Below are 20,404 nucleotides of genomic sequence, written 5' to 3'. Positions count from 1 at the left end.
ACGTTGGCGCGCAGATGACCTGATTTGAGCCCAAAGGGAAAGCCCGGATGAACACGCCCGCACATCTTTTGATTGGTGCCGCCGCCTTTGCCCGGCCTGCGCGGGGCCGAATCCTTGCGGCGGCCGTGCTGGGGTCGTTGCTGCCTGATCTGTCACTGTACGTGATGGCGGGCGTTTCGCTGTTCCTTTTGGGCATTCCCGAGCATGTGGTTTTCGATCAGCTCTATTTTTCACCCGCATGGCAGACGGTTTTTGCCATCGACAATTCGTTCTTTCTTTGGGGGCTGCTGCTGGCCGCCGGGCTTTGGCGCAAGTCGCGGGTTCTGGCCGTCGCAGCCTTGGCAGGCCTTCTGCATCTGGCGATGGATTTCCTGCTGCACGCTGGCGACGGGCGGCCTCAGTTCTGGCCGCTGAGCGATTGGGTCTTTCACAGCCCGGTCAGCTATTGGGACAGTGCGCACCACGCCCTTTGGGTGGCACCGGTTTCAATGGCGGTTTGCGCGGGGGCCTATGTTGTTCTGTGGAACAGGGGGCTATCCGTATCCGCAAAACTGTTTTTTGCCGCCCTGTTAGGGGCCGAAATCTGGGTCATCCGCCAATGGCTGCTGTTCTTTTGACAGGGTAAAAGAAAAACGCGCCCCGGAGTGCGGAGGCGCGTTTTTTCCTTCAGAAGTCGCCTGATTTATGCGGCTTCTGCCTGCTGAGCGGCATTGCGGCGTTCGCTTTCTTCACGCGACAGCGCGACCGAGGTCCGCACGCCACGACCAACGAACTCCATCAGTCCGCTGACAACCCGTTCGTTCGGGTCAATACCCGCGCAGGACAGCACTTCGCGACCATCGCGCGAGCGCGCCCAGCGGGCGATTTGTTCGGGGCCATTGCCGTATTTCTTGTCATCGGCGATAGCGTCATCGAGTGCAGCCAAAACAACGGCCGCGAAAAGTTTGCGTGCACGATTGCCTTGCTCGTTATTAAAGGCAGTGCCGTCAACGAAATCTCTCATCTCGTCTTCCTTGTTGTTCTTGCTCTTGCATTTTCGGCGTGACGGTTCTTATGACCTATTCGACGTGATTCGGATACAGCTAAAATGCATAGTTGCGTTGCGTCATGTGCATGGCTTGCTGCAAGTGCAGCACTAGGTGTCGTTGTCTTGTCAGGTGATGTCCTGCCAGATATAGGGACGGGAACTGACGCATCAACCGTTTGTGAAGGAATTGTGTAATGCCCAAGATAAATGGGAACGAAATTCGCCCCGGCAATGTGCTTGAGCATAACGACGGGCTGTGGGCCGCAGTTAAGGTTGACCACGTAAAGCCCGGTAAAGGCGGTGCTTTTGCGCAGGTCGAACTGCGCAACCTGCGCAATGGCTCGAAGCTGAACGAACGTTTCCGCTCGGCGGACAAGGTCGAGCGTGTACGCCTTGAGCAGAAGGATCAGCAGTTCCTGTACGAATCCGACGGGATGCTGGTGTTCATGGATTCCGAGACCTATGAGCAGATTGAACTGCCCGCCGAACTGCTGGGCGAGCGCCGCCCGTTTCTGCAAGACGGCATGACAATTGTTGTCGAGTTTTATGAATCCGAGGCGCTGAACGCCACGCTGCCGCAAAAAGTGACCTGCAAGATTGTCGAGACCGAGCCGGTCGTCAAAGGTCAGACTGCTGCGAACTCGTTCAAACCGGCGATTCTGGACAACGGCGTCAAGGTCATGGTGCCGCCGTTCATCGGCCAGGATGAGATGATCGTGGTGAACACCGAGACGATGGAATATTCCGAGCGCGCGTAACCCCGCGTCTGTTCGAAACAGGAAAGACCGCGCAGGCACCCGCCGCGCGGTCTTTTTTTTAATGCCGGTTCTTCAGATACCGGTAGCGCTCGGGGTGGGGGCCGAAGAGTTCCATCATCAGCTCATATTTGATGCGGTTGGCGCTGACCTGCCGGTAGAAGGCGATCAGAAAGGCGGTAGGCCCCTGAATGCGGCTGAGGCCGCTGGTGGCCGCAACCACGGTGCCGACATCCGTTCGCCCCTGCAGAACCAAATACCCCCCCAGCATCAGGACACCGACCGTACCCGCGCCATTGATGACGCTTAGCAGAAATTTGGCCGACAGTTTCCACAGGAACATGCGGCGACGGGTTTCAAAGATTTCGTCGAAATGGGCGTCGATATCGCGCACCACATCGTTGATATCCTCGATCGTCAGCTTGTCGGTGGCGTTGCGCAGAATACGGACCCGCTCGGCCACGAAGATGTTCACCTTGCGCTGTGAGAACAGCACGATGACGATCTGCGGCACGATCATGGAAAAGGCGATCATGCCCAAGCCGGGCTGGGTTGATGAGATATAGCCGATCACGCTGATCAGCGTGCCGATCTGCACCACCGGGTCCGAGAACGCGCCCCCGGCGAATTTACCCAACTCTTCAGCCTCGGCCGAGATGGCGGTGGTCATCGTGCCCTTGCGGACGGTCTCGCCCGTTTCACCTATGTCCGATGCGCGCACCAGAAGCCGCTGGCGGATCATGCGGATCATATCCTCGCCCAGCGTACCCGCACGATAGCCCAACAGCCATTTCAGGGCGAGGCTCAGGAGGATGACCGCCATCATGCCCGCGCCCAGATAGATCAGCCGTTCGGTGGCGATATCGTCTGTTGTGAGGTGGTTGATGATGTCGCGCTGAAACTCCAGCGGGACCGCAGCCAGACCCGCGATGGCGATGGACAGGATAATAAGGACGATCTGCCGCCCGGCGCTGGCGCGCCAGATCGCTCGATACAACTTGAACATTTGCGCATCCGGGTCTTTGAACTGGCGTCAGTGTGGCAGCGCCAAGGATCTTGTTCAAACGGTGCCGGTCGCGTTGGCGCCTCAGCCGTGCCGGAATGGCAACATGTTACGTGGTCAGGCTGACCGCGGCCCCATTCGCCCGCATCTCGCCGGTTGCGCGATCAAGGCGCAGATATGCGATTCCGTGGCCGTTCGACTGGGTGAACAGCGTGCCTGCCGGTTTGCCGTCGGACGTGATTTCCGTTCCGACAGGGGCCGAGCCTTCAACCCGAACGTGTCGCAACCCTTTGCGCAGCTCGGTCTTGTGCTTCATCCGGGCGGTGACTTCCTGCCCGACATAACAGCCCTTTTTGAAATCGACGCCGTTCAGCGCTTCGAACCCGGACTCGAGGATATAGCTGTCGGGCGTCAGCTCGATGCCGGTTTCCGGGATGCAGTGCTGCACACGGATGGCGTCCCAATCGGTGCCGTCGTCCGCTTCGGCTTCGGTCGTATAGATCCGCCAGCCCATATCCGGGTGACGCGGATCGGGCAGGGCGCCCTCGGGCGCCGGACCGGTGCCGCGTTGCAGGTTCAGGCCGCTGTCTTCGATCACAACATCGGCGCGCAGTTTGTACATGCTCAGCCGTTTGACAAAGCCGTCGGCGATGTCCTCGGAGACATCCAACAGCACCGCATCTCCGTCGCGTTTCAGAAAGAAATCCGCCAGATACTTGCCCTGAGGGGTCAGCAAGGCCGCATAGACCAGCCCTGTGTCCAGCCCGGAAATGTCATTGGTCACCAGCCCTTGAAGAAAGCTGTCAGTGTCCGACCCGCTAAGGCGCAGAATACGGCGATTGGGCATCGGGTGGTCCTCGTCATTTCCCTCGGCCCCGTGATATAGGAGTTCCCGCCGCCATGACCAGAGGGTATCCGCCTTGCCAGCACCGATCAGCATCGTCATTCCGACCCTGAACGCGGGCGAGGCCCTGTCTGAAACCCTGCCTGCCCTGATGGAGGGGCTGCATACCGGGCTGATCCGCGAACTGATTGTGACCGATGGCGGATCAACCGACCCGACGCTTGAAATCGCAGATGAGGCCGGGGCCGAGATCGTGACCGGCGCGCCCTCACGCGGGGGACAGTTGCGGCGGGGCTGCGCGGTTGCCAAGGCCGAGTGGTTGTTAATCCTGCACGCCGATACCGTGCTGCAGGCGGGGTGGAGCAAAGAGGTGGGCGAGCACCTCGCCACTGGCAAACCGGCGGCATTTCGTTTGGCCTTTGGGGCAAAAGGATTTGGTCCTGCATGGGTCGCGGGATGGGCCAATCTGCGCAGCCGGGTGTTTGGTCTGCCTTATGGGGATCAGGGCCTTCTGGTGCCGCGCCGCATGTATGAGAAGGCCGGAGGTTACCCCGATCAACCGCTGATGGAAGACGTGGCACTGGTCCGCGCCTTGCCCCGCGTCGCCATGCTGAACACTCGCGCGGTTACGAGTGCGGACCGCTATGCGCGGGCGGGGTGGCTGCGTCGGGGGGCTCGGAATCTGTGGACGCTGGCGCGGTATTTTCTTGGGGCCGATCCAGAGCAACTGGCGCAGGCCTATCGGCGTTAAGGGTCGTTCGCAGCTCGACAATGGATTTGCCCAGACGGAACGGCGCGGCAAAGCTGACCAGACACAGGGCGATAATCTGCAGCACCAGAATATGCGCGTTGGCCTGCAGGTATTCCCATTCGTCTTTCAGCTTGCCGACCTGTTCGACCAGATCATCATAGCTTTGCGCAAGGATCAGATAATCTCCGGCAATCGCGGGCACCTTGCGACGCATGTTGTCGATGGCGGCCTGAGTTTTTTCGTCCAGAGTTGCAAAGACCAGAAACTGGTCGATATTGAACGCATCCGCCTTGGCCGCCATTTGGCCCATCTCGTCCTTTTCCTGCCGCCCGAACAGGAAGTGCAGGCCTTGCAGCGGGGCGACCTCATTGGTCACGGCGATAAACAGGGGCAGATCGGCATTGCTGGCGGTTGAGGCGGACAGGAACTCGACCCGGTCGCACAACACGGCGGTGTCAGGGTCATAGGCGGGATCGCAGAACCGCAACCGGAACCGTGCAGCATCGCGGTCGAAGGCCAGCGTTGCCGCATAGGCCACGTCGATCTGGCGATCCAACCGGGAACTGTCCGAAGTATAGAGCCCGGCCAGAACTGCCACCAATGCACCGATGCCACCCAGCACGACCCAGACCAAATCCGCCAGTTTCCACGCCCGGTGCTTCGCCGGTTTGCGAAACAGGAACGCGGTGCCAATCGACCCGGCCAGAAAGAACAGGATCAGCAGCGGCAACTGGTTTTCGGTCACAAATGTCATGACACCAAAGTGACCACCTGCCGGCGTGCTGGCAACACTCTTCACGGGCAGTTGTAGTTATGAGCCAGGGCTTTGGCCGAATTTCCGGAACAGCATGGTGCGATCATCGACCCATCCCGCGGCGGTAACCGGATCGAACTGATCGAAGCCACCCTGACCACCCTGTTCATGGCCGCCCTGTAACGGGCTTGCCGAACCCGTCCCACAGCTCTCATACTGATCAGAGGTGAGGGAGATTTTCATGACCAACGAGATTGTTCTGATCCACGGGGCCTTTGCCGGGCCGTGGTGTATGGAGGATTACGCGGGCTTCTTTCGCGACCGCGGCTGGACGGTGCACACCCCGGCGCTGCGCTATCATGGCGGCGACCCCAAGGCCGAACCCGACCCCGGCCTGACTGATACCAGCGTCATGGACTATGCCAATGATATCGCCGAATTCGTGCAGGGTCTGGACAGTAAACCCGTTCTGCTCGGCCATGCCATCGCAGGCGTGGTGGCGCAGCAGGTGGCGTCTCGTGGGCTGGCCAACGCCATCGTTCTGATCAACCCGAACGCCCCGTGGGGCACCTTACCTGAAACCGACGACGAACGCGCCATTCCCCGCGCATTGATGGAGGGCGGGGCGTTCTGGAAACAGCCCATGCGGGTCGAGTTCGACCTGATGGCCCCCTTCGCGCTGAACAAGATGCCCGAGGCACAGCAGCATGCGGTGTTCGACCGCCTTGGCGCCGAAAGCGGGCGGGTGATGTTCGAGATGTTCTTCTGGATGTTCGATGACCACCACGCGATGAAGGTCGACATCGACAAGGTCGACTGCCCGGTTCTGATCGTCTCGGGCACCGAGGACCGGGCCGTGAACCCCGACACCTGCCGCGCGCTGGCCGATCTGTACGGAGATCGCGCGACCTTTATGCCCATCAAAGACCACGCGCATTTTCTGTTCATGGAGCCCGGCTGGGAAAAAACAGCCGCGCAGATCGCGGACTGGCTGGAGGATAAGGTGGGCTAGACCGCCCACCCCAAGCGATCAGTTGTTGGTCGAAAACGTGCTTTGCGGTTTCCATTTCAGGGTGCCGTCACTATCTCGATGACAGCGCAGCAGGCGTTCTTGCACGGTGCTGACCGTAGAGGTGACGGTGTTGTCGCCCACCAGCAGAACAAAGGCGTCCTCGGAATAGGCCATGCCCTTGTAATAGCAGAACCTGTTCTCGGCCCCGCCAGGTATCGGCGATGCAAGGCTGAGCGTCTGCTGCGCAGGGGCTTGTGTGGCCAGCAGGGCAAAGGCCAGCCCGAGGGTTAATGTTTTCATGTCGTCCTCCCGTTCGAATATCTGTTGGTCTTATTCGGTTTTGGACGCTCGGAACCTCAAATGTCGTTCTTGAATGACGATTTGAGGGTAAGTGTGAACGAGATCAACGGGTTAGGCAATTGTTTTCTGGCATTTTCATATGCGGTCATATACGCAAACGCAATGCTATACTTGCTACCTGCATTCATTTTAGTTCTCTCGATTGTCCCTAATTTCGACCCCAGCACTGGTAGCCAATTGTTCTATGTCGTTCCTTTTCGAAAGTGCGTTGAGGAAATCAATTGTCTCTGCTTTCATGCGTTGGAAATTGTTGTCAAAAGCCTCTCTGAAGTATCGTTCAGGGTCACTAATTATCATTGTATGGCGAAAAAAACCTGCCGCGGAAGGTAACTTGCCTAAAGAATCATGGGTGCGCAGTAGTGCTTCTGCATCATTGTTGTTGATCAGTTCTTGCAGTTCGGTAATTGAGTTTACGCCAAATCTAGACAATTCTGATACTACTTTATCTGCTAGCTTTTCGTCGCCAAAATTGATGTTCTTGAAGTGGTACCCGTTCTTTTTCAAGGTTTTGTTGTAGGTAGCTATTAGAGCAATTGCATTTATTGGGTCACTTGCTACATTTTCATTTTCTTGTTCAACTTCAGTGGCATATAATTCAGCGTCTTTGGCAATGTCGGAAAACACTTTGTCCAGAATCTCCAGTGTACCGGCAGCTGTCATTAACCGCCGTTGCAATTCTTGAGGGAGTGTCGATTTTCCTTTGTAGTTTCGCTTATGTTCAATTTCCGCCCAAGCATGTTGCAAAACTGTTCGGATTTGTACTTCAAACTTTAACTCAGATAAGCCATCATACTCCGGTAGCTGTGCCCTTCCGCTGCCTAAGGAGCATACGAGGTGGTAAGAACGATACCCCACTTCGTTAACCTTTTCTGGCGTTAATTTGTCGATGCTATTTTTGACGTCAATTTCAAAAAGGTCTGATAATGTTTTGGAAACCTTCACGATGTCCGATTCTAGATAAACAATCACACGAAACGCAACCCAATCGGTCATTTCTTCGATCGGATTATTGTATTTTTTCTTAGCAATTTTCTCTAGGCAGCTATCCACTTTTTTCACTCTGCTTTCTATTGGCAGGTGTTCTAGATTGCCGTTTTTTAAGGCGTTTTGAATTATTCCAAATACCGTTGTTCTCAGCTGCTCAAATTTGCTTTCGTTTTGTTGGTAAATCTTTTTAACTTCGTCAGACTTCAATTCTATTTTCCTTAAACATCCAACTCTTCCACAAACCGCGCGTTCTCCTGAATGTATTGGAACCGCAGTTCGGGTTTTTTGCCCATCAGGCGCTCGACCAGATCGCCGGTCTCGCCGGGTTCGTCCTCGTCGATGGTGACCCGGATCAGTTTGCGCGAGGCCGGGTCCATCGTGGTCTCTTTCAGGTCCTTGGCGTCCATCTCGCCCAGACCCTTGAAGCGGGACACGTCGATCTTGCCCTTGCCGCCCAGACCTTTCTCAAGCCACTCATCCCGCTCGGCCTCGTCCAGGCAATAGACGCGTTTCGCGCCCTGCGTCAGGCGATAGAGGGGCGGGCAGGCGAGGTACAGGTGGCCCGCGTCGATCATCGGACGCATCTGGGTGAAGAAGAACGTCATCAGCAGCGAGGCGATATGCGCCCCGTCCACATCCGCGTCGGTCATGATGATGACCTTGTCATAGCGCAGATCATCGACGTTGAACTTGGTGCCAAGGCCGACACCCAGCGCCTGCGTCAGGTCGTTGATCTCGGCATTGGTGCCCAGTTTCGAACTGGCCGCGCCCAGCACGTTCAGGATTTTGCCGCGCAAGGGCAGCAGCGCCTGTGTCTTGCGGTCACGGCCCATTTTGGCAGAGCCACCGGCCGAGTCGCCCTCGACGATGAATAATTCCGTGCCGTCGCGTGTTGAACTAGAACAGTCCACCAGCTTGCCGGGAAGACGAAGTTTCTTAGTGGCGGACTTGCGTTGTGTTTCCTTCTCGGCCCTGCGGCGCAGGCGTTCTTCGGCCCGCAGGATGAGGAAGTCGAGGATCGCACCGGCAGATTTCGTGTCTGCGGCCAGCCAGTTGTCGAAATGGTCGCGGACCGAGTTTTCGACCAGCCGCTGCGCCTCGACCGTGGCAAGGCGGTCTTTGGTTTGGCCGACGAATTCCGGTTCGCTGATGAAACAGCTGACCAGTGCGCACCCGCCGGTGATCAGGTCGTCGCGGGTGATCTGACCGGCCTTTTTATTGTTGATCAGTTCTCCGTACGCTTTGATCCCCTTGAGGACCGCAGCCCAGAACCCGGCCACATGGGTGCCGCCTTCGGGGGTGGGGACGGTGTTACAGTAGGACTGGATGAACCCGTCGCGCGAGGGCGTCCAGTTGATCGCCCATTCGACCTTGCCGGGCGTTCCGAATTTCTCGTTGAAGTCCACGGTGCCGGCAAAGGGCTGTTCGGCGTAGGTCGAGGAGCCGTTCATCGTCTCCTTCAGATAATCCGACAGGCCACCGGGGAAGTGGAAGGTCGCCTCGGTCGGCGTCTCACCGTCGTCGATGTGGGACTTCCAGCGGATTTCGACGCCGGAGAAAAGGTACGCCTTGGAGCGGATCGATTTGAAAAGCCGTGCCGGTTTGAACCGGTGATGGCCAAAGATTTCTTCGTCCGCGTGGAAGGTGACGGTGGTGCCGCGCCGGTTGGGGGCTGCGCCGATTTTCTCGACCGGTCCCAATGGAACACCGCGCGAGAAGCGCTGTTCGAACAGCGTCTTGTCGCGCGCCACCTGCACGACCATCGAATCCGACAGCGCGTTCACGACCGATGCACCCACACCATGCAGACCGCCCGAGGTCTGATAGGCTTTGCCCGAGAATTTACCGCCCGCGTGCAAGGTGCAAAGGATGACTTCAAGCGCGGATTTGTCCGGGAATTTGGGATGCGGGTCGATCGGAATACCGCGCCCGTTGTCACGCACGGTCAGGGCATAGTCGGCGTGCAGCTCAACCTCGATCCGGTTGGCGTGACCAGCGACCGCTTCGTCCATCGAGTTATCGAGGATTTCGGCCACCATATGGTGCAGCGCGCGCTCATCTGTGCCGCCGATATACATACCGGGGCGTTTTCGGACCGGTTCCAGCCCTTCAAGCACCTCAATCGAGGAGGCGTCGTAGGTGGCGGTCGCGCTGGGCGTCAACAGATCGTCGGGCATCGGTGCTGCTCTTGTTTTTGGGTTGGGGGCCATTATGGCAGGTGATGTGGTCCGGGGGAAGAGGGGCGCGAGGTGTTGTGGGCATTTGGCCGTACGGAACGCGCAAAGCACACTGCCCGGCGCCTGCGGTCACAGAGGTATTGGCACCGATCTTTGCGGGGTTATTTAGGTTTTTCAGCGGTTAGGCGCACGCCGCCGATGCGCCGTTGCTGCACATCGCCGACAAATTTTGCGTACATCTTCAGGAATTCATCCCCTTTCGAGGGGTTGCCCGCGCGTTCGGCCTCGGCGTCCAGGGTTTGATACATACTCAGACGCCGCGCCAGAATATCGCCCCAGGGTCCGGTGATGTCATCGGCCGAGACGACCTCGAATCCGGCTTGCCCAAGCTGGGATTCGTATTCGGGAATGCTCAGCAGGGACTGGCAGGCAAAGCGCTGGCGGTATTGTTCCATCTCATCGTCGGGCAAAGGTGTATGCATCACCCAGTCGGTAAAGGCAAAGCGACCGCCGGGGCGCAGGACCCGAAACACCTCGTGCAGGGCCTTTGGTTTGTCGGGGATATGCAGGAATGATTCCTGACTGACTGCGGCGTCGAACTGCGCATCGTCAAAGGGCATTTCCGTCGCACTGGCCAGAACCGGGTGAATCCGGTCCTGCAACCCGACCAGCGCGTTCAGCTCTTGCGCACCGTCGACACGGTTGGGGCTGATGTCGACACCGGTCACCTGAACGCCGCGCTCGGATACGTACCAGCGCGCGGGGCCGCACAAACCGGCGCAGACATCCAGAACACTGTCACCGGCGTTCATCCGGGCCTTGTCAGCCAGCCGGGCATTCGCCTCGAGCCCGTCATAGTGATCCTGGTCATAGGGGTAGAGATCCTGCGGGGTCAAACCCTCGAGCGACCCACGGAGGTTCTTCAGCTTGGTCAGAATATGCGGTGCAGAAATCGGGTGACTGGCGTACCAGTCCGCGACTGTTTTTTCTGCCATTTCCATTGGATACTCCCCCCTTGCCTTACGTCAGCTTAGCCTGACATGGTTGGTCAATCCAGTTTCGTCTTGTCGATGGTAGGGGCAAGGCCGGAGCGGGGACGGTGCGACAACAGGAAGGGAAACCGCATGAGCTGGATCAAGACTGTTCCATTCGACGAGGCCAGCGGCAAGCTGCGGAAGCTGTACGAACGGGTCACGGGGCCGGGCAACAACGTGGACAACATCATGATGGCGCATTCCCTGCGGCCACATTCGATGGAGGGCCACATGGCGTTGTACAAGAACGTCCTGCACCATTCGGCCAACAAAATCCCAAAGTGGTTTCTTGAGGTGCTGGGCGTTTGGGTCAGTTCGCTGAATCAGTGCGGGTATTGTGTCGAGCATCATTTCAACGGCCTGCAACGGTTGTTGAAAGACCCGGATCGGGGTCAGGCCATCCGCAGCGCGATTGAGGCGGAAACGCCAGGCGCCGCTCCGTTGGATGGGGCGCAGATCGCGGCGATGAACTATGCGCGCAAGCTTACCGAAGCTCCGGCAGAAATGGTTAAGGCGGATATTCAGGCCCTGCGGGACGCCGGCTGGGACGACGGCGAAATCCTCGAGATCAATCAGGTCTGCGCTTACTTTGCCTATGCGAACCGTACGGTTCTTGGGTTGGGGTGTTCGACCCAAGGTGACATTTTGGGCCTGTCGCCCAACAACTCGGATGACCCCGAGGATTGGGGGCATACCTGAACGGTCAGTCTGCGATCCAATCCAGAATGGCTTGTGCGACCGCTTCCGGTTTCTGGTGATGCAGCCAGTGGTCAGTGCCGGGGATCACGACGCGGGTCAGGTCGGGTGCGAACTTTTCCAGCCCCGCAGTGGCCTCGGGCAGCAGGGCTTTGTCATCCGGCCCCCACAACAGCAGGTGCGGGCAGCGGACCATCAGACGATCCAGCGGCAAGTCGGGCAGATCGGTGCGCGGTTCTCCGGGTTTGGCGACGACCAGAGGCGAGGCGCGGTACCAGTTCAGCATCGCCTCAAGCCGCCCGGGGCGGGCCCACTCGATGCGATAGTCCTGCATACGCCGTTCTGACAGCCAGTCGACGCCCATGCCGAACCGAAAGAACTGCTTGAGCCTTGCAAAATTGTACGCTGAAAACTGCGCGAACGCATGCGGAGCGCGCAGGGCGTTGATATATTGTGACGCCTCGGACTGCGCGCCGCCAGAGGCCATGGCGCGTTGAAACGGCACCGGGTGAACGCCGTTTGCGATGATCAGGCGGTTGACCAGATCGGGGCGGAACATGGCCAACCCATAGGCCACCGACGCACCCCAGTCGTGACCAAGAACGCAGATCGGACCTCCAACCTGTTCGATCAGCGCCGCCATGTCCGACACCAACTGAGACAACTTGTAATTCCCCGCACCCTCTGGGCACCAGCTTTGCCCATAGCCGCGCTGGTCTGGCGCGATGCAATGAAAATGATCTGCCAGATGCGAGGCCAATTCGCTCCAGGCTCCGCCATATTCAGGAAAGCCGTGCAGCATCAGAAAGGGCGGCAGGTCAGGATTGCCCCAGCGCCGCAGAAAGAAAGACTGGCCGTTCAGGTCGATGATGTCCGTTTTCATTGTGACCTTCCTTCTGATCCTCGAAATGATGGGTTTTTCAGGCATCAATTTGACACCAATCAAAGCGAAAAACTGCGTCTTCTGCTAGCCGTGTCCGCGGATAGTGAGAAAAGGAAAAACTGAATGGACGCTGTGGCAAAAATCGAAGAAAAACAATCCCCCGTAAAACCCTCTCCGACGCAAAATCTCGAACCCGCTCAGCCCAGCCCCGAGAAAATCCGGCAGGCGTTTGAAAGCGGCAGATACCCCTATGGCCGCAAGATGGCGCGCAAAACCTATGAGGCGCAAAAGGCCGAGTTGCAGGCCGAATTGCTGAAGGTTCAATTGTGGGCGCAGGAGACCGGTCAGCGTTTTGTACTGCTGTTCGAAGGCCGTGACGCGGCAGGCAAGGGCGGCACGATCAAACGGTTCATGGAGCACCTGAACCCCCGTCAGGCGCGCGTTGTGGCGCTGAACAAGCCGACCTGGGAGGAGAAGGGCCAGTGGTATTACCAGCGCTATGTTCAAGAGCTGCCGACGGTTGGCGAAATGGTATTCTACGACCGGTCCTGGTACAACCGCGCGGGCGTTGAGCGGGTCATGGGGTTCTGTTCGCCCAATGAATACCTCGAATTCATGCGTCAGACACCGGATCTTGAGCGGATGCTGGTCCGGTCGGGCATACAGCTTTACAAATACTGGTTCTCGGTAACGCAGTCCGAGCAACAGCGCCGGTTCAAAAGCCGTGAGACCGACCCGCTGAAGCAGTGGAAACTGTCGCCGATCGACAAGGCCAGCCTCAACAAATGGGACGATTATACCGAGGCCAAAGAGGCGATGTTCTTCTACACCGACACCGCCGATGCGCCCTGGACCATCGTCAAGTCGAATGACAAGAAACGCGCCCGTCTGAACTGTATGCGCCACTTCTTGTCGACGCTGGATTACCCGGACAAGGATCACGGTATCGTGGGGCAACCCGATCCTCTGATCGTGGGGCAGGCGCATCACGTGATCCACAGATCCGAGCATATTCTGGGCAATACCCTGCACCCGGAAACATAATAACCGGCTAAGCCACCTGGCCGCGCTCGGATAGTCTCAACCTGAAATTTCCTTTATCACCTCTTGTCCCGGCCTCTGGCCGGGCATAAGGCTGATGGGATGAATAAGGTGATGACATATCGCGGCCATTTTCAGGCCATCGCTGTGCTGGGCCTGCCGCTGATCGGCGGGCACCTGGCACAGTTTGCGATTGGCCTGACCGACACGATCATGCTGGGTTGGTACGGGGTCGAGGCGCTGGCCGCCGTGACGCTGGCCAGCAGCTATTATTTCGTGCTGTTTCTGTTCGGGGCCGGGTTTGGCTGGGCGGTGATGCCCATGGTGGCCACGGCCGCCGCCGAAGAGGATGAGACCAGCATTCGCCGCTCCACCCGCATGGGGCTGTGGTTGTCGCTGATCTATGCGACGCTGATGATGCCCTTGTTGTGGTGGTCTCAACCCATCCTCATTGCCTTGAAGCAAGACCCGCAAGTCGCTGAAACCGCGTCGCAATACCTGCGTGTGGCAGGATGGGGGCTGTTCCCGGCGCTGTTGGTGATGGTGTTGAAATCCTATCTGGCCGCGTTGGAGCGAACGCAGATCGTGTTGTGGATCACCGTCACCGCCGCAGTGGTGAATGCGGTGACGAACTATGCCTTGATCTTCGGCAACTGGGGTGCGCCCGAACTAGGGGTGATGGGGGCGGCCATCGCCTCGGTCGTGACGCAGATCGTGTCTCTGGTTTTTGTCGTCATCTACGCCGTGCGGGTGCTGCCGGAACACAGCCTGTTCCAACGCTTTTGGCGCCCGGATTGGGAGTTCTTTTTCAGCGTCCTGCGCCTTGGCGTGCCCATCGGTCTGACCACCTTGGCCGAGGTCAGCTTGTTTGCCATGTCGGCCATCATGATGGGTTGGCTGGGGCAGGTGCCGCTGGCCGCGCATGGGATTGCGCTGAACCTAGCCTCGGCCACGTTCATGGTGCATCTGGGCCTGTCCAACGCGGCGACGATCCGGGCGGGGAATGCTTTGGGGCGCAAAGACCGCGCGCATCTTGAAAAGGGTGCTATCGCAGTGACAGGCATGTCGCTGGTCATGTCGGTGCTGACGGTTATCCTGTTCCTGACATACGCCGAGCCGCTGATTTCACTGTTCATGGAATCTGACGATCCGCAGCGCCCGCAAATCCTGGCGATCGGCACCGGGTTACTGGCCATGGCCGCTCTGTTCCAACTGGTGGACGGGGCGCAGGTGATTGCGCTGGGCCTGCTGCGTGGATTGCAGGACGCCAAGATACCGATGGTGATGGCCGGGCTCAGCTATTGGGTCGTTGGGATACCGGCGTCGTACTATTTTGGCTTCGTGCAGGGCATGGACGGGATCGGCATCTGGCTGGGCCTCGTGCTGGGCCTTGCCTGCGCCGCCGTTTTGTTGATGGCACGGTTCTGGATGCGGTCGGTTCGCGCCGTTGGCGTTCCGGCGGAATAACCGTCAGATCACCCCCTGTTGAGCCGATCCGCCTTTTTGCGCACCAGAACGGTACGCAGATCGTGCATCGCCAGCAGTAACCGGTCGGTCACATCCTCCAGCTGATCATCCGTCGCCTTGGACTGTGCCCATTGCGTCGTCAGGTTCATGTAATCGACCGCGCGGTGGATGTCGTCGATATCGCGCTGCGCCAGCAGGGCTTTGCGGTCCTCCACCCAGCGCGCAATTTCTGCCTGATCGGCCTCGGTCAGGGTGCGTTGGCCTTGCGGTTTCACCTCGCCGTTGCGGATGTTGATGACCGCGATCTGATCCATTTCGATCCGCCGCTGGCGGTTTTCGGTGTCGATCCTGAAAACCACCGCGCCGTTCTCGCGGATACGGAAATAGTATTCTGGCAGTTCTGCGGTCATCGGTTCCTCCGGCTCAGGTCAGGGACGCGCAGAAGCGCTGAATGCGGGTGCAGGCTTCGGACAGGGCCTCGTCCGAGGTTGCATAGCTGACGCGGAAGTTCGGCGACAAGCCGAAGGCGGCGCCGAACACGACGGCGACGTCTGCCTCTTCCAGCAGGGCGGTGGCGAATGCCTCATCCGAGTCGATCACGGTGCCCGCCGGGGTTGTCTTGCCGATCAGACCGGCGATCGATGGGTAGACATAGAACGCGCCTTCGGGCGTGGGGCAGGTGATGCCGTCGATTTCGTTCAGCATCCGTACGACCAGATCGCGGCGACGTTTGAAGGTCTCGTTGTTCGGGGCCAGAAACGCCTGTGTGCCGTTCAGCGCCTCGACCGCCGCCCATTGGCTGACCGAGCAGGGGTTCGAGGTTGATTGCGACTGGATCTTACGCATCGCCGCAATGATCTCGACCGGGCCGGCCGCATAGCCGATGCGCCAGCCGGTCATGGCATAGGCTTTGGACACACCGTTGCAGGTCAGCGTGCGGTCATAGAGGCCGGGCTCGACCTCGGCGGGGGTACAGAATTCGAACCCGTCATAGGCGAGGTGCTCATACATATCGTCGGACATGATCCAGACATGCGGATGGCGCATCAGCACATCGGTCAGGGCTGTCAGTTCCGCGCGGCTGTACCCGGCACCGGTCGGGTTCGACGGAGAGTTGAAGATGAACCACTTGGTCTTTGGCGTGATCGCCGCCTCAAGCTGATCTGCGGTCAGCTTGAAACTGTTCTCCAGCGTCGTTTCGACCACAACCGGAGTTCCCCCGGCCAGCAGCACCATATCCGGATAGCTGACCCAATAGGGCGCAGGGATGATAACCTCATCACCGTCGTTCATCGTCGCCATCAGCGCGTTGTAAAGCGTCTGTTTGCCACCGGTGCCGACCGAGATTTGCGCGGGCGTGTAGTCCAGCCCGTGGTCGCGTTTCATCTTGGCGCAGGCAGCCTGTTTCAGTTCGGGGATGCCGTCGGGCGCTGTGTATTTGGTTTTGCCCGCTGCGATGGCGGCCACAGCTGCGTCCTTGATGTTCTGCGGTGTGTCGAAGTCGGGCTCACCCGCGCTCAGGCCGATCACGTCGCGACCGGCGGCTTTCAGCTCAGCCGCTTTTGCTGTCATCGCAATGGTCGGAGAGGGTTTTACGCGTGACAGTGTCGCAGACAGGAAACTCATGGTCGGCCTCGGTTTGTATGTTCAACCTGACTGTCATAGGGTGCGCCTGAATGACGATCAAGCCGTATGAAAAACTGAATTAGGAGACCCCGATGAACGAAGAAAACGACTGGTACGGAGCAGACGCAGCGACATTCGGGGACAGGCTGGCAGGCGCGCGTGAAGCCGCCGGTATGTCACAGTCCCAACTGGCCCGGCGCCTGGGGGTCAAAAAGGCGACGATCGCGGCTTGGGAAAACGATCTGTCCGAGCCGCGCGCCAACCGGTTGTCGATGATGGCGGGCATGATCAACGTCTCGATCATGTGGTTGCTGACCGGCGAAGGTGAGGGCATGGAAGCCCCGGTTGAAGAGGCTGGGGGCGATTTGGAACTGGTGGACGCGGTTGCGGAACTGCGCGCCATCCGCGGCGAGATGCGCGCAAGCGCCGAACGCGCCGCGCGGCTGGAAAAGCGGCTGCGGTTGATGTTGGAGCAGGCCCAGTGACCGAAACACGAGAGGTCCGGATCAAGCGTATGCAGATGCGGTCGATGCGGCGTGGGATCAAAGAGATGGACCTGATCCTTTCGGCCTATGCCGCGCGCAACTTGGACAAGATGGATACAGCCGGTCTGGATCTGTACGACGCCATGCTGCGTGAAAACGATCAGGACCTCTATCAATGGGTTACGGGTCAGGTGCAACCGCCCGGAGTTTTTTCCGACCTTATCGCTGACATTGCACAGACCTTTCAAAAATAAAGAAAATCCGGCTTAACCGATTTTTCGGGATTTCGATTCATGCTGCCTGAAACAGCGCGACTGAATCGGAGGATCGGATGAGTATGGAAATGCAGGTCTCCGCGCCGGAAACCAAGGGTTTTATGACCAGCTATCTCGAGGCGCTCGCTTTGGTCGAGCGGCTGCACCGGCTGCTGCTGGACGTCATCAAGGATGAGTTCGAGCGTGTCGGGGTGTTGGAGATCAACGCTGTTCAGGCCCTGCTGCTGTTCAACATCGGCGATCATGAGGTGACCGCGGGCGAATTGAAAAGCCGCGGTTACTATCAGGGCAGCAATGTCAGCTACAACCTCAAGAAGCTGGTGGAAATGGGCTATATGCATCACCAGAGATGCGAGATCGACAGACGCTCGGTCCGGGTGCGGTTGACGCCACGCGGGCGGGAAATCCGCGATATCGTCTCCAAACTGTTCTCGCGCCACGCCGAAGGGTTGCAGACCCGCGGCGTGCTGGGGTTGGAAGGGATCGACGATATCACCACCTCTCTGCGCCGGGTCGAGCGGTATTGGACGGACCAGATCCGGTATATCTACTGATCAGGGGTGCTTGGTGGACTTGCGCGGGGCCTGTCCCCGCGTTCCTTCCTGCAGCGCGCCGATTTGCAATCCCGTCAGTTCCCGTTCCAGCTTGCGCCGCATCGCGCGTTCGAAATCCTCGAACCCTTGCGCGATTTCCAGAAAGGCTCCGGGTCCGTGCAAGACGTTGTTTTCGAAAAAGGGGATCAGGTAAAGTTCGCCCTCGAAATCGGCGGCATTGATGACCAGCCCGTTGACCACAGTGTTCTGAAAGGGAAAGTGCCGATAGGCCGAATCCGGCCCATAGCCGTCATTGTTTGACCCGTCCCCCGACAGATCGATGGTCTGGAACAGACAAGGTGGGGCCTGCTGCATCAGGGTCGCCCCGAAGGCCAGCGCATACCCCATCGCCGTGGCCGAGCTGCTGTCGGACCGAACCGATTGCTGCACGGTTGCTGCCGCCGCAAGCAGGTCGGCCTGCGTGTTGATCATCGTCCAGTTCAGAATGACGCGCTGCGTGGATCGACCGCTCCATTCATACACGGCCAACGCCACCGGCATGGGCGAGGAAAAGAAGGCCTCGGTCACCTCGGGCGCAACCAGGGCGGCGGCGAGCCCCTGCCGCTGCAGGGCGTCTTCGTCTGCATCCACCGAGGTTGAGATATCCATGGCCAAAGCCAGGGCCAGACGGCAGGTTTCGGCCCGAAGCGGGCTGGCCAAGGCGGCCAGCCCCAGTGCTGTCAACGAGCGGATCACCAGTGGCCGGTGCTGTCCATGCTGGCCCAAGGCTCAGCAGGTTCCAGCGCATCGCCATTCTGCAGCAGCTCGACCGAGATATTGTCGGGCGACCGCACAAACGCCATGCGGCCATCGCGCGGCGGGCGGTTGATCACGATGCCATTGTCCTGCAGGTGCTGGCAGACCTCGTAGATGTTATCTACACCGTAGGCCAGATGCCCGAAATGGCGGCTGTCACTGGGCAGGGTGTCGTCGCCGTCCCAGTTATGGGTCAGCTCGATCGGCCGATCCTCTTGCCCCGGGGGTGCCATGAAGATCAGTGAGAACCGTCCGGATTCGCTGTCGTAGCGGCGTGTTTCCTTCAGTCCCAGCAGCTCATAAAACGCAATCGACTTCTCCAGATCCTTCACGCGGACCATGGTGTGAAGATATCTCAGCCCCATGTGTGGCTTCCTTTCCGTTCAGGTGATGCGCAGCAGCTTAGCGCGCAGGTTATGCAAGTCGAGGGGCAGCACGGACACATTTTGAAAATTGCGGAAATGAGCGCACATATCGCGGTTCCGGTCGGTGAGTTGTCGAGATATAGTGGTGCACGACTCATTGCTGGAAAGGAAATTTCATGCCGCTGTCCTCTGACCAACTGGCCGAGATCGAAGCGCAACGGGCGCAATCGCATCAAACACGCCGCGTTGTGGCTGCGGGTATGGAAGAGCATCTGTATACCGCGCATCAGGTGCTGGACCACGGCTTTGTGCGTGTGATCGACTATATGGGCGATGACGCGGCGATCTGCCAGGCGGCGCGGGTGTCCTATGGCAAAGGTACCAAGTCGGTGCAGAACGATGAGGGCCTGATCCGCTATTTGATGCGTCACTGGCATTCGACTCCGTTCGAGATGTGCGAAATCAAGTTGCACGTCAAACTGCCCGTGTTCGTGGCGCGGCAATGGATTCGCCACCGCACGGCAAATGTGAACGAATACTCCGCACGCTATTCGATCCTGGACCGGGAATTCTACATCCCCGCGCCCGACCACGTCGCCGCGCAGTCCGAGGTGAACAATCAGGGCCGCGGCGACGCGCTGCAAGGCGAAGAGGCCGCGCGCGTTCTTGAAATGCTCAAGGCCGACAGCGCGCGGTGCTACGACAACTATGAGGCGATGATCAGTCAGGATGGTCAGCAGGGGCTGGCGCGTGAACTGGCGCGAATGAACCTGCCCGCGAATATCTATACGCAATGGTACTGGAAGGTCGATCTGCACAATCTGTTCCACTTCCTGCGCCTGCGTGCTGACCCGCATGCTCAATACGAAATCCGGGTCTATGCCGACACCATGTGCAAGATCGTCGCCGATTGGGTGCCCTTTGCCTACAAAGCTTTCGAGGATTATCGCCTGGATGCGGTCAACCTCTCGGCGCAGATGGTCGACAGCCTGCGTCGGATGCTGGCGGGTGAGACGGTCACGCAAAAGAACTCGGGCATGACCGCGCGGGAATGGCGCGAGTTCGAGGCCGTCATCCGCGAAGGCTGATCGCGCATAGCGCTTGTCTATACAGTGCGTCATGAAGTTGTTACATTCAACTCATGACGCTTTCTGCCTTAGTCCGAACCACTTTCCTGTGCCTTGTGCTGGCACCGGCCGCGCAGGCCAAATCCCCGATCGCCGAGGTGATTTGCGAGCCGACAGACCGGATGCACGAAAAGCTTGAACGTCAGTTCGGCGCGGAACGTGCGGCGACCGGTATTCGTGGGCCAGAGCAACTGATGGAGGTCTGGACCAGCAAATCCGGTGACTGGACCATGGTGGTCACCTATGCGACCGGGATGTCCTGCATCGTTGCGATGGGCGAAAACTGGTACACTCATGCCAAGGTTGACCCAGCGCGAGGGTAAGGTTCGCTAACCTTTGAAAGTCGGCCAACGGCCGGTAATTGGCCGTTGGCCTGTTTTGATAAC

24 protein-coding genes and 1 pseudogene are annotated in these 20,404 nt (G+C 58.8%); 12 read left to right on the top strand and 13 right to left on the bottom strand.

What is annotated here, in order from left to right; all coding sequences use genetic code 11:
- The first annotated feature begins 47 nt into the window (after positions 1-47).
- Positions 48-617, top strand: a complete 570-nt coding sequence (locus ACR0NT_RS07000) for a cobalamin biosynthesis protein CobQ (RefSeq protein WP_170672052.1) — start codon at positions 48-50, stop codon at positions 615-617.
- A gap of 65 nt (positions 618-682) precedes the next feature.
- Here ACR0NT_RS07000 and ACR0NT_RS06995 read toward each other — a convergent pair whose 3' ends face one another.
- Positions 683-1,003 carry a DUF6280 family protein gene (locus ACR0NT_RS06995; RefSeq protein WP_037310273.1) on the bottom strand — a complete coding sequence of 107 codons (321 nt, stop codon included), beginning with the start codon at positions 1,001-1,003 and terminating at the stop codon, positions 683-685.
- Between the two features lie 218 nt (positions 1,004-1,221).
- Between ACR0NT_RS06995 and efp the strand changes: the two genes are divergently transcribed.
- Complete coding sequence (efp, locus tag ACR0NT_RS06990; protein WP_170325421.1) at positions 1,222-1,785, top strand: elongation factor P; 564 nt, start codon at positions 1,222-1,224, stop codon at positions 1,783-1,785.
- A gap of 58 nt (positions 1,786-1,843) precedes the next feature.
- Here the strand turns inward: efp and ACR0NT_RS06985 are convergent, their stop codons facing one another.
- Positions 1,844-2,788 carry an ABC transporter ATP-binding protein gene (locus ACR0NT_RS06985; RefSeq protein ID WP_170672050.1) on the bottom strand — a complete coding sequence of 315 codons (945 nt, stop codon included), beginning with the start codon at positions 2,786-2,788 and terminating at the stop codon, positions 1,844-1,846.
- 106 nt (positions 2,789-2,894) lie between these two features.
- Positions 2,895-3,632, bottom strand: a complete 738-nt coding sequence (ygfZ, locus tag ACR0NT_RS06980; RefSeq protein ID WP_170672454.1) for a CAF17-like 4Fe-4S cluster assembly/insertion protein YgfZ — start codon at positions 3,630-3,632, stop codon at positions 2,895-2,897.
- 73 nt (positions 3,633-3,705) lie between these two features.
- Here ygfZ and ACR0NT_RS06975 point away from each other — a divergent pair, with 73 nt between their 5' ends.
- The gene (locus ACR0NT_RS06975) at positions 3,706-4,380 is read left to right on the top strand and encodes a TIGR04283 family arsenosugar biosynthesis glycosyltransferase (RefSeq protein WP_170672049.1); all 675 of its coding nucleotides are present in this window, start codon (positions 3,706-3,708) and stop codon (positions 4,378-4,380) included.
- Between the two features lie 7 nt (positions 4,381-4,387).
- On the opposite strand, the pseudogene ACR0NT_RS06970 reads toward ACR0NT_RS06975, so the two are convergent.
- Positions 4,388-5,134 (bottom strand): annotated as a pseudogene (locus ACR0NT_RS06970) (hypothetical protein); the annotation flags it as partial.
- Between the two features lie 241 nt (positions 5,135-5,375).
- Between ACR0NT_RS06970 and ACR0NT_RS06965 the strand changes: the two are divergent.
- Positions 5,376-6,146: an alpha/beta fold hydrolase gene (locus tag ACR0NT_RS06965; RefSeq protein WP_170672047.1), complete on the top strand. Its 771-nt coding sequence runs from the start codon at positions 5,376-5,378 to the stop codon at positions 6,144-6,146.
- 18 nt (positions 6,147-6,164) lie between these two features.
- Here the strand turns inward: ACR0NT_RS06965 and ACR0NT_RS06960 are convergent, their stop codons facing one another.
- The 4 genes from ACR0NT_RS06960 to ACR0NT_RS06945 form a co-directional block, all read right to left on the bottom strand.
- Positions 6,165-6,446 (bottom strand): DUF1496 domain-containing protein, encoded by a 282-nt coding sequence (locus ACR0NT_RS06960; RefSeq protein WP_170443147.1) that lies wholly within the window; start codon positions 6,444-6,446, stop codon positions 6,165-6,167.
- Positions 6,447-6,635: 189 nt separating this feature from the next.
- A complete protein-coding gene (locus ACR0NT_RS06955; protein ID WP_170672045.1) occupies positions 6,636-7,700 on the bottom strand; it encodes a nucleotidyltransferase family protein in 1,065 nt (354 codons plus the stop codon).
- A gap of 11 nt (positions 7,701-7,711) precedes the next feature.
- The gene (gene parE, locus ACR0NT_RS06950; RefSeq protein WP_170443151.1) at positions 7,712-9,670 is read right to left on the bottom strand and encodes a DNA topoisomerase IV subunit B; all 1,959 of its coding nucleotides are present in this window, start codon (positions 9,668-9,670) and stop codon (positions 7,712-7,714) included.
- A 161-nt stretch (positions 9,671-9,831) separates the two neighbouring features.
- Positions 9,832-10,665, bottom strand: coding sequence for a class I SAM-dependent methyltransferase (locus ACR0NT_RS06945; RefSeq protein WP_170672043.1), 834 nt, complete (start codon positions 10,663-10,665; stop codon positions 9,832-9,834).
- Between the two features lie 129 nt (positions 10,666-10,794).
- On the opposite strand from ACR0NT_RS06945, the gene ACR0NT_RS06940 reads away from it, so the two are divergent.
- Positions 10,795-11,403 carry a peroxidase-related enzyme gene (locus tag ACR0NT_RS06940; protein ID WP_170672041.1) on the top strand — a complete coding sequence of 203 codons (609 nt, stop codon included), beginning with the start codon at positions 10,795-10,797 and terminating at the stop codon, positions 11,401-11,403.
- Positions 11,404-11,407: 4 nt separating this feature from the next.
- Here the strand turns inward: ACR0NT_RS06940 and ACR0NT_RS06935 are convergent, their stop codons facing one another.
- On the bottom strand, positions 11,408-12,283 hold the full coding sequence (locus tag ACR0NT_RS06935) for an alpha/beta fold hydrolase (protein ID WP_170672039.1): 876 nt from the start codon (positions 12,281-12,283) through the stop codon (positions 11,408-11,410).
- Between the two features lie 123 nt (positions 12,284-12,406).
- Here ACR0NT_RS06935 and ppk2 point away from each other — a divergent pair, with 123 nt between their 5' ends.
- Positions 12,407-13,327, top strand: coding sequence for a polyphosphate kinase 2 (gene ppk2 / locus ACR0NT_RS06930; protein WP_170443159.1), 921 nt, complete (start codon positions 12,407-12,409; stop codon positions 13,325-13,327).
- A 99-nt stretch (positions 13,328-13,426) separates the two neighbouring features.
- Positions 13,427-14,791, top strand: a complete 1,365-nt coding sequence (locus tag ACR0NT_RS06925) for an MATE family efflux transporter (RefSeq protein ID WP_170443161.1) — start codon at positions 13,427-13,429, stop codon at positions 14,789-14,791.
- An 8-nt stretch (positions 14,792-14,799) separates the two neighbouring features.
- On the opposite strand, the gene ACR0NT_RS06920 is transcribed toward ACR0NT_RS06925, so the two are convergent.
- The gene (locus ACR0NT_RS06920; RefSeq protein WP_170672037.1) at positions 14,800-15,201 is read right to left on the bottom strand and encodes a hypothetical protein; all 402 of its coding nucleotides are present in this window, start codon (positions 15,199-15,201) and stop codon (positions 14,800-14,802) included.
- A gap of 13 nt (positions 15,202-15,214) precedes the next feature.
- Positions 15,215-16,417: a pyridoxal phosphate-dependent aminotransferase gene (locus ACR0NT_RS06915; RefSeq protein WP_170672035.1), complete on the bottom strand. Its 1,203-nt coding sequence runs from the start codon at positions 16,415-16,417 to the stop codon at positions 15,215-15,217.
- Positions 16,418-16,509: 92 nt separating this feature from the next.
- Here ACR0NT_RS06915 and ACR0NT_RS06910 point away from each other — a divergent pair, with 92 nt between their 5' ends.
- The 3 genes from ACR0NT_RS06910 to ACR0NT_RS06900 all read left to right on the top strand — a co-directional run bounded on the left by ACR0NT_RS06910 (position 16,510) and on the right by ACR0NT_RS06900 (position 17,731).
- A complete protein-coding gene (locus ACR0NT_RS06910; RefSeq protein WP_170672033.1) occupies positions 16,510-16,902 on the top strand; it encodes a helix-turn-helix domain-containing protein in 393 nt (130 codons plus the stop codon).
- Positions 16,899-17,156 (top strand): succinate dehydrogenase assembly factor 2, encoded by a 258-nt coding sequence (locus ACR0NT_RS06905; RefSeq protein WP_170672031.1) that lies wholly within the window; start codon positions 16,899-16,901, stop codon positions 17,154-17,156. Before ACR0NT_RS06910 ends, ACR0NT_RS06905 begins: the two co-directional genes overlap by 4 nt.
- Before the next feature lie 77 nt (positions 17,157-17,233).
- Entirely contained in the window at positions 17,234-17,731 is a 498-nt protein-coding gene (locus tag ACR0NT_RS06900) for a MarR family winged helix-turn-helix transcriptional regulator (RefSeq protein WP_480442798.1), read from the top strand.
- On the opposite strand, the gene ACR0NT_RS06895 is transcribed toward ACR0NT_RS06900, so the two are convergent.
- Entirely contained in the window at positions 17,732-18,466 is a 735-nt protein-coding gene (locus ACR0NT_RS06895; protein WP_170672029.1) for a DUF1194 domain-containing protein, read from the bottom strand. It abuts the gene before it with no gap.
- On the bottom strand, positions 18,463-18,891 hold the full coding sequence (locus ACR0NT_RS06890) for a VOC family protein (protein ID WP_170443172.1): 429 nt from the start codon (positions 18,889-18,891) through the stop codon (positions 18,463-18,465). Before ACR0NT_RS06890 ends, ACR0NT_RS06895 begins: the two co-directional genes overlap by 4 nt.
- Positions 18,892-19,067: 176 nt before the next feature.
- Between ACR0NT_RS06890 and thyX the strand changes: the two genes are divergently transcribed.
- Together thyX and ACR0NT_RS06880 are read left to right on the top strand one after the other, a co-directional pair.
- Positions 19,068-19,979, top strand: coding sequence for an FAD-dependent thymidylate synthase (gene thyX, locus ACR0NT_RS06885; RefSeq protein WP_170672027.1), 912 nt, complete (start codon positions 19,068-19,070; stop codon positions 19,977-19,979).
- Between the two features lie 53 nt (positions 19,980-20,032).
- Positions 20,033-20,341 carry a hypothetical protein gene (locus ACR0NT_RS06880; RefSeq protein WP_170672025.1) on the top strand — a complete coding sequence of 103 codons (309 nt, stop codon included), beginning with the start codon at positions 20,033-20,035 and terminating at the stop codon, positions 20,339-20,341.
- Positions 20,342-20,404: the final 63 nt, after the last annotated feature.

It is taken from the genome of Ruegeria sp. AB10, assembly GCF_056542745.1.
Note: the sequence above shows the minus strand (reverse complement) of the source record. Positions and strands in the feature narration are given on the sequence as shown.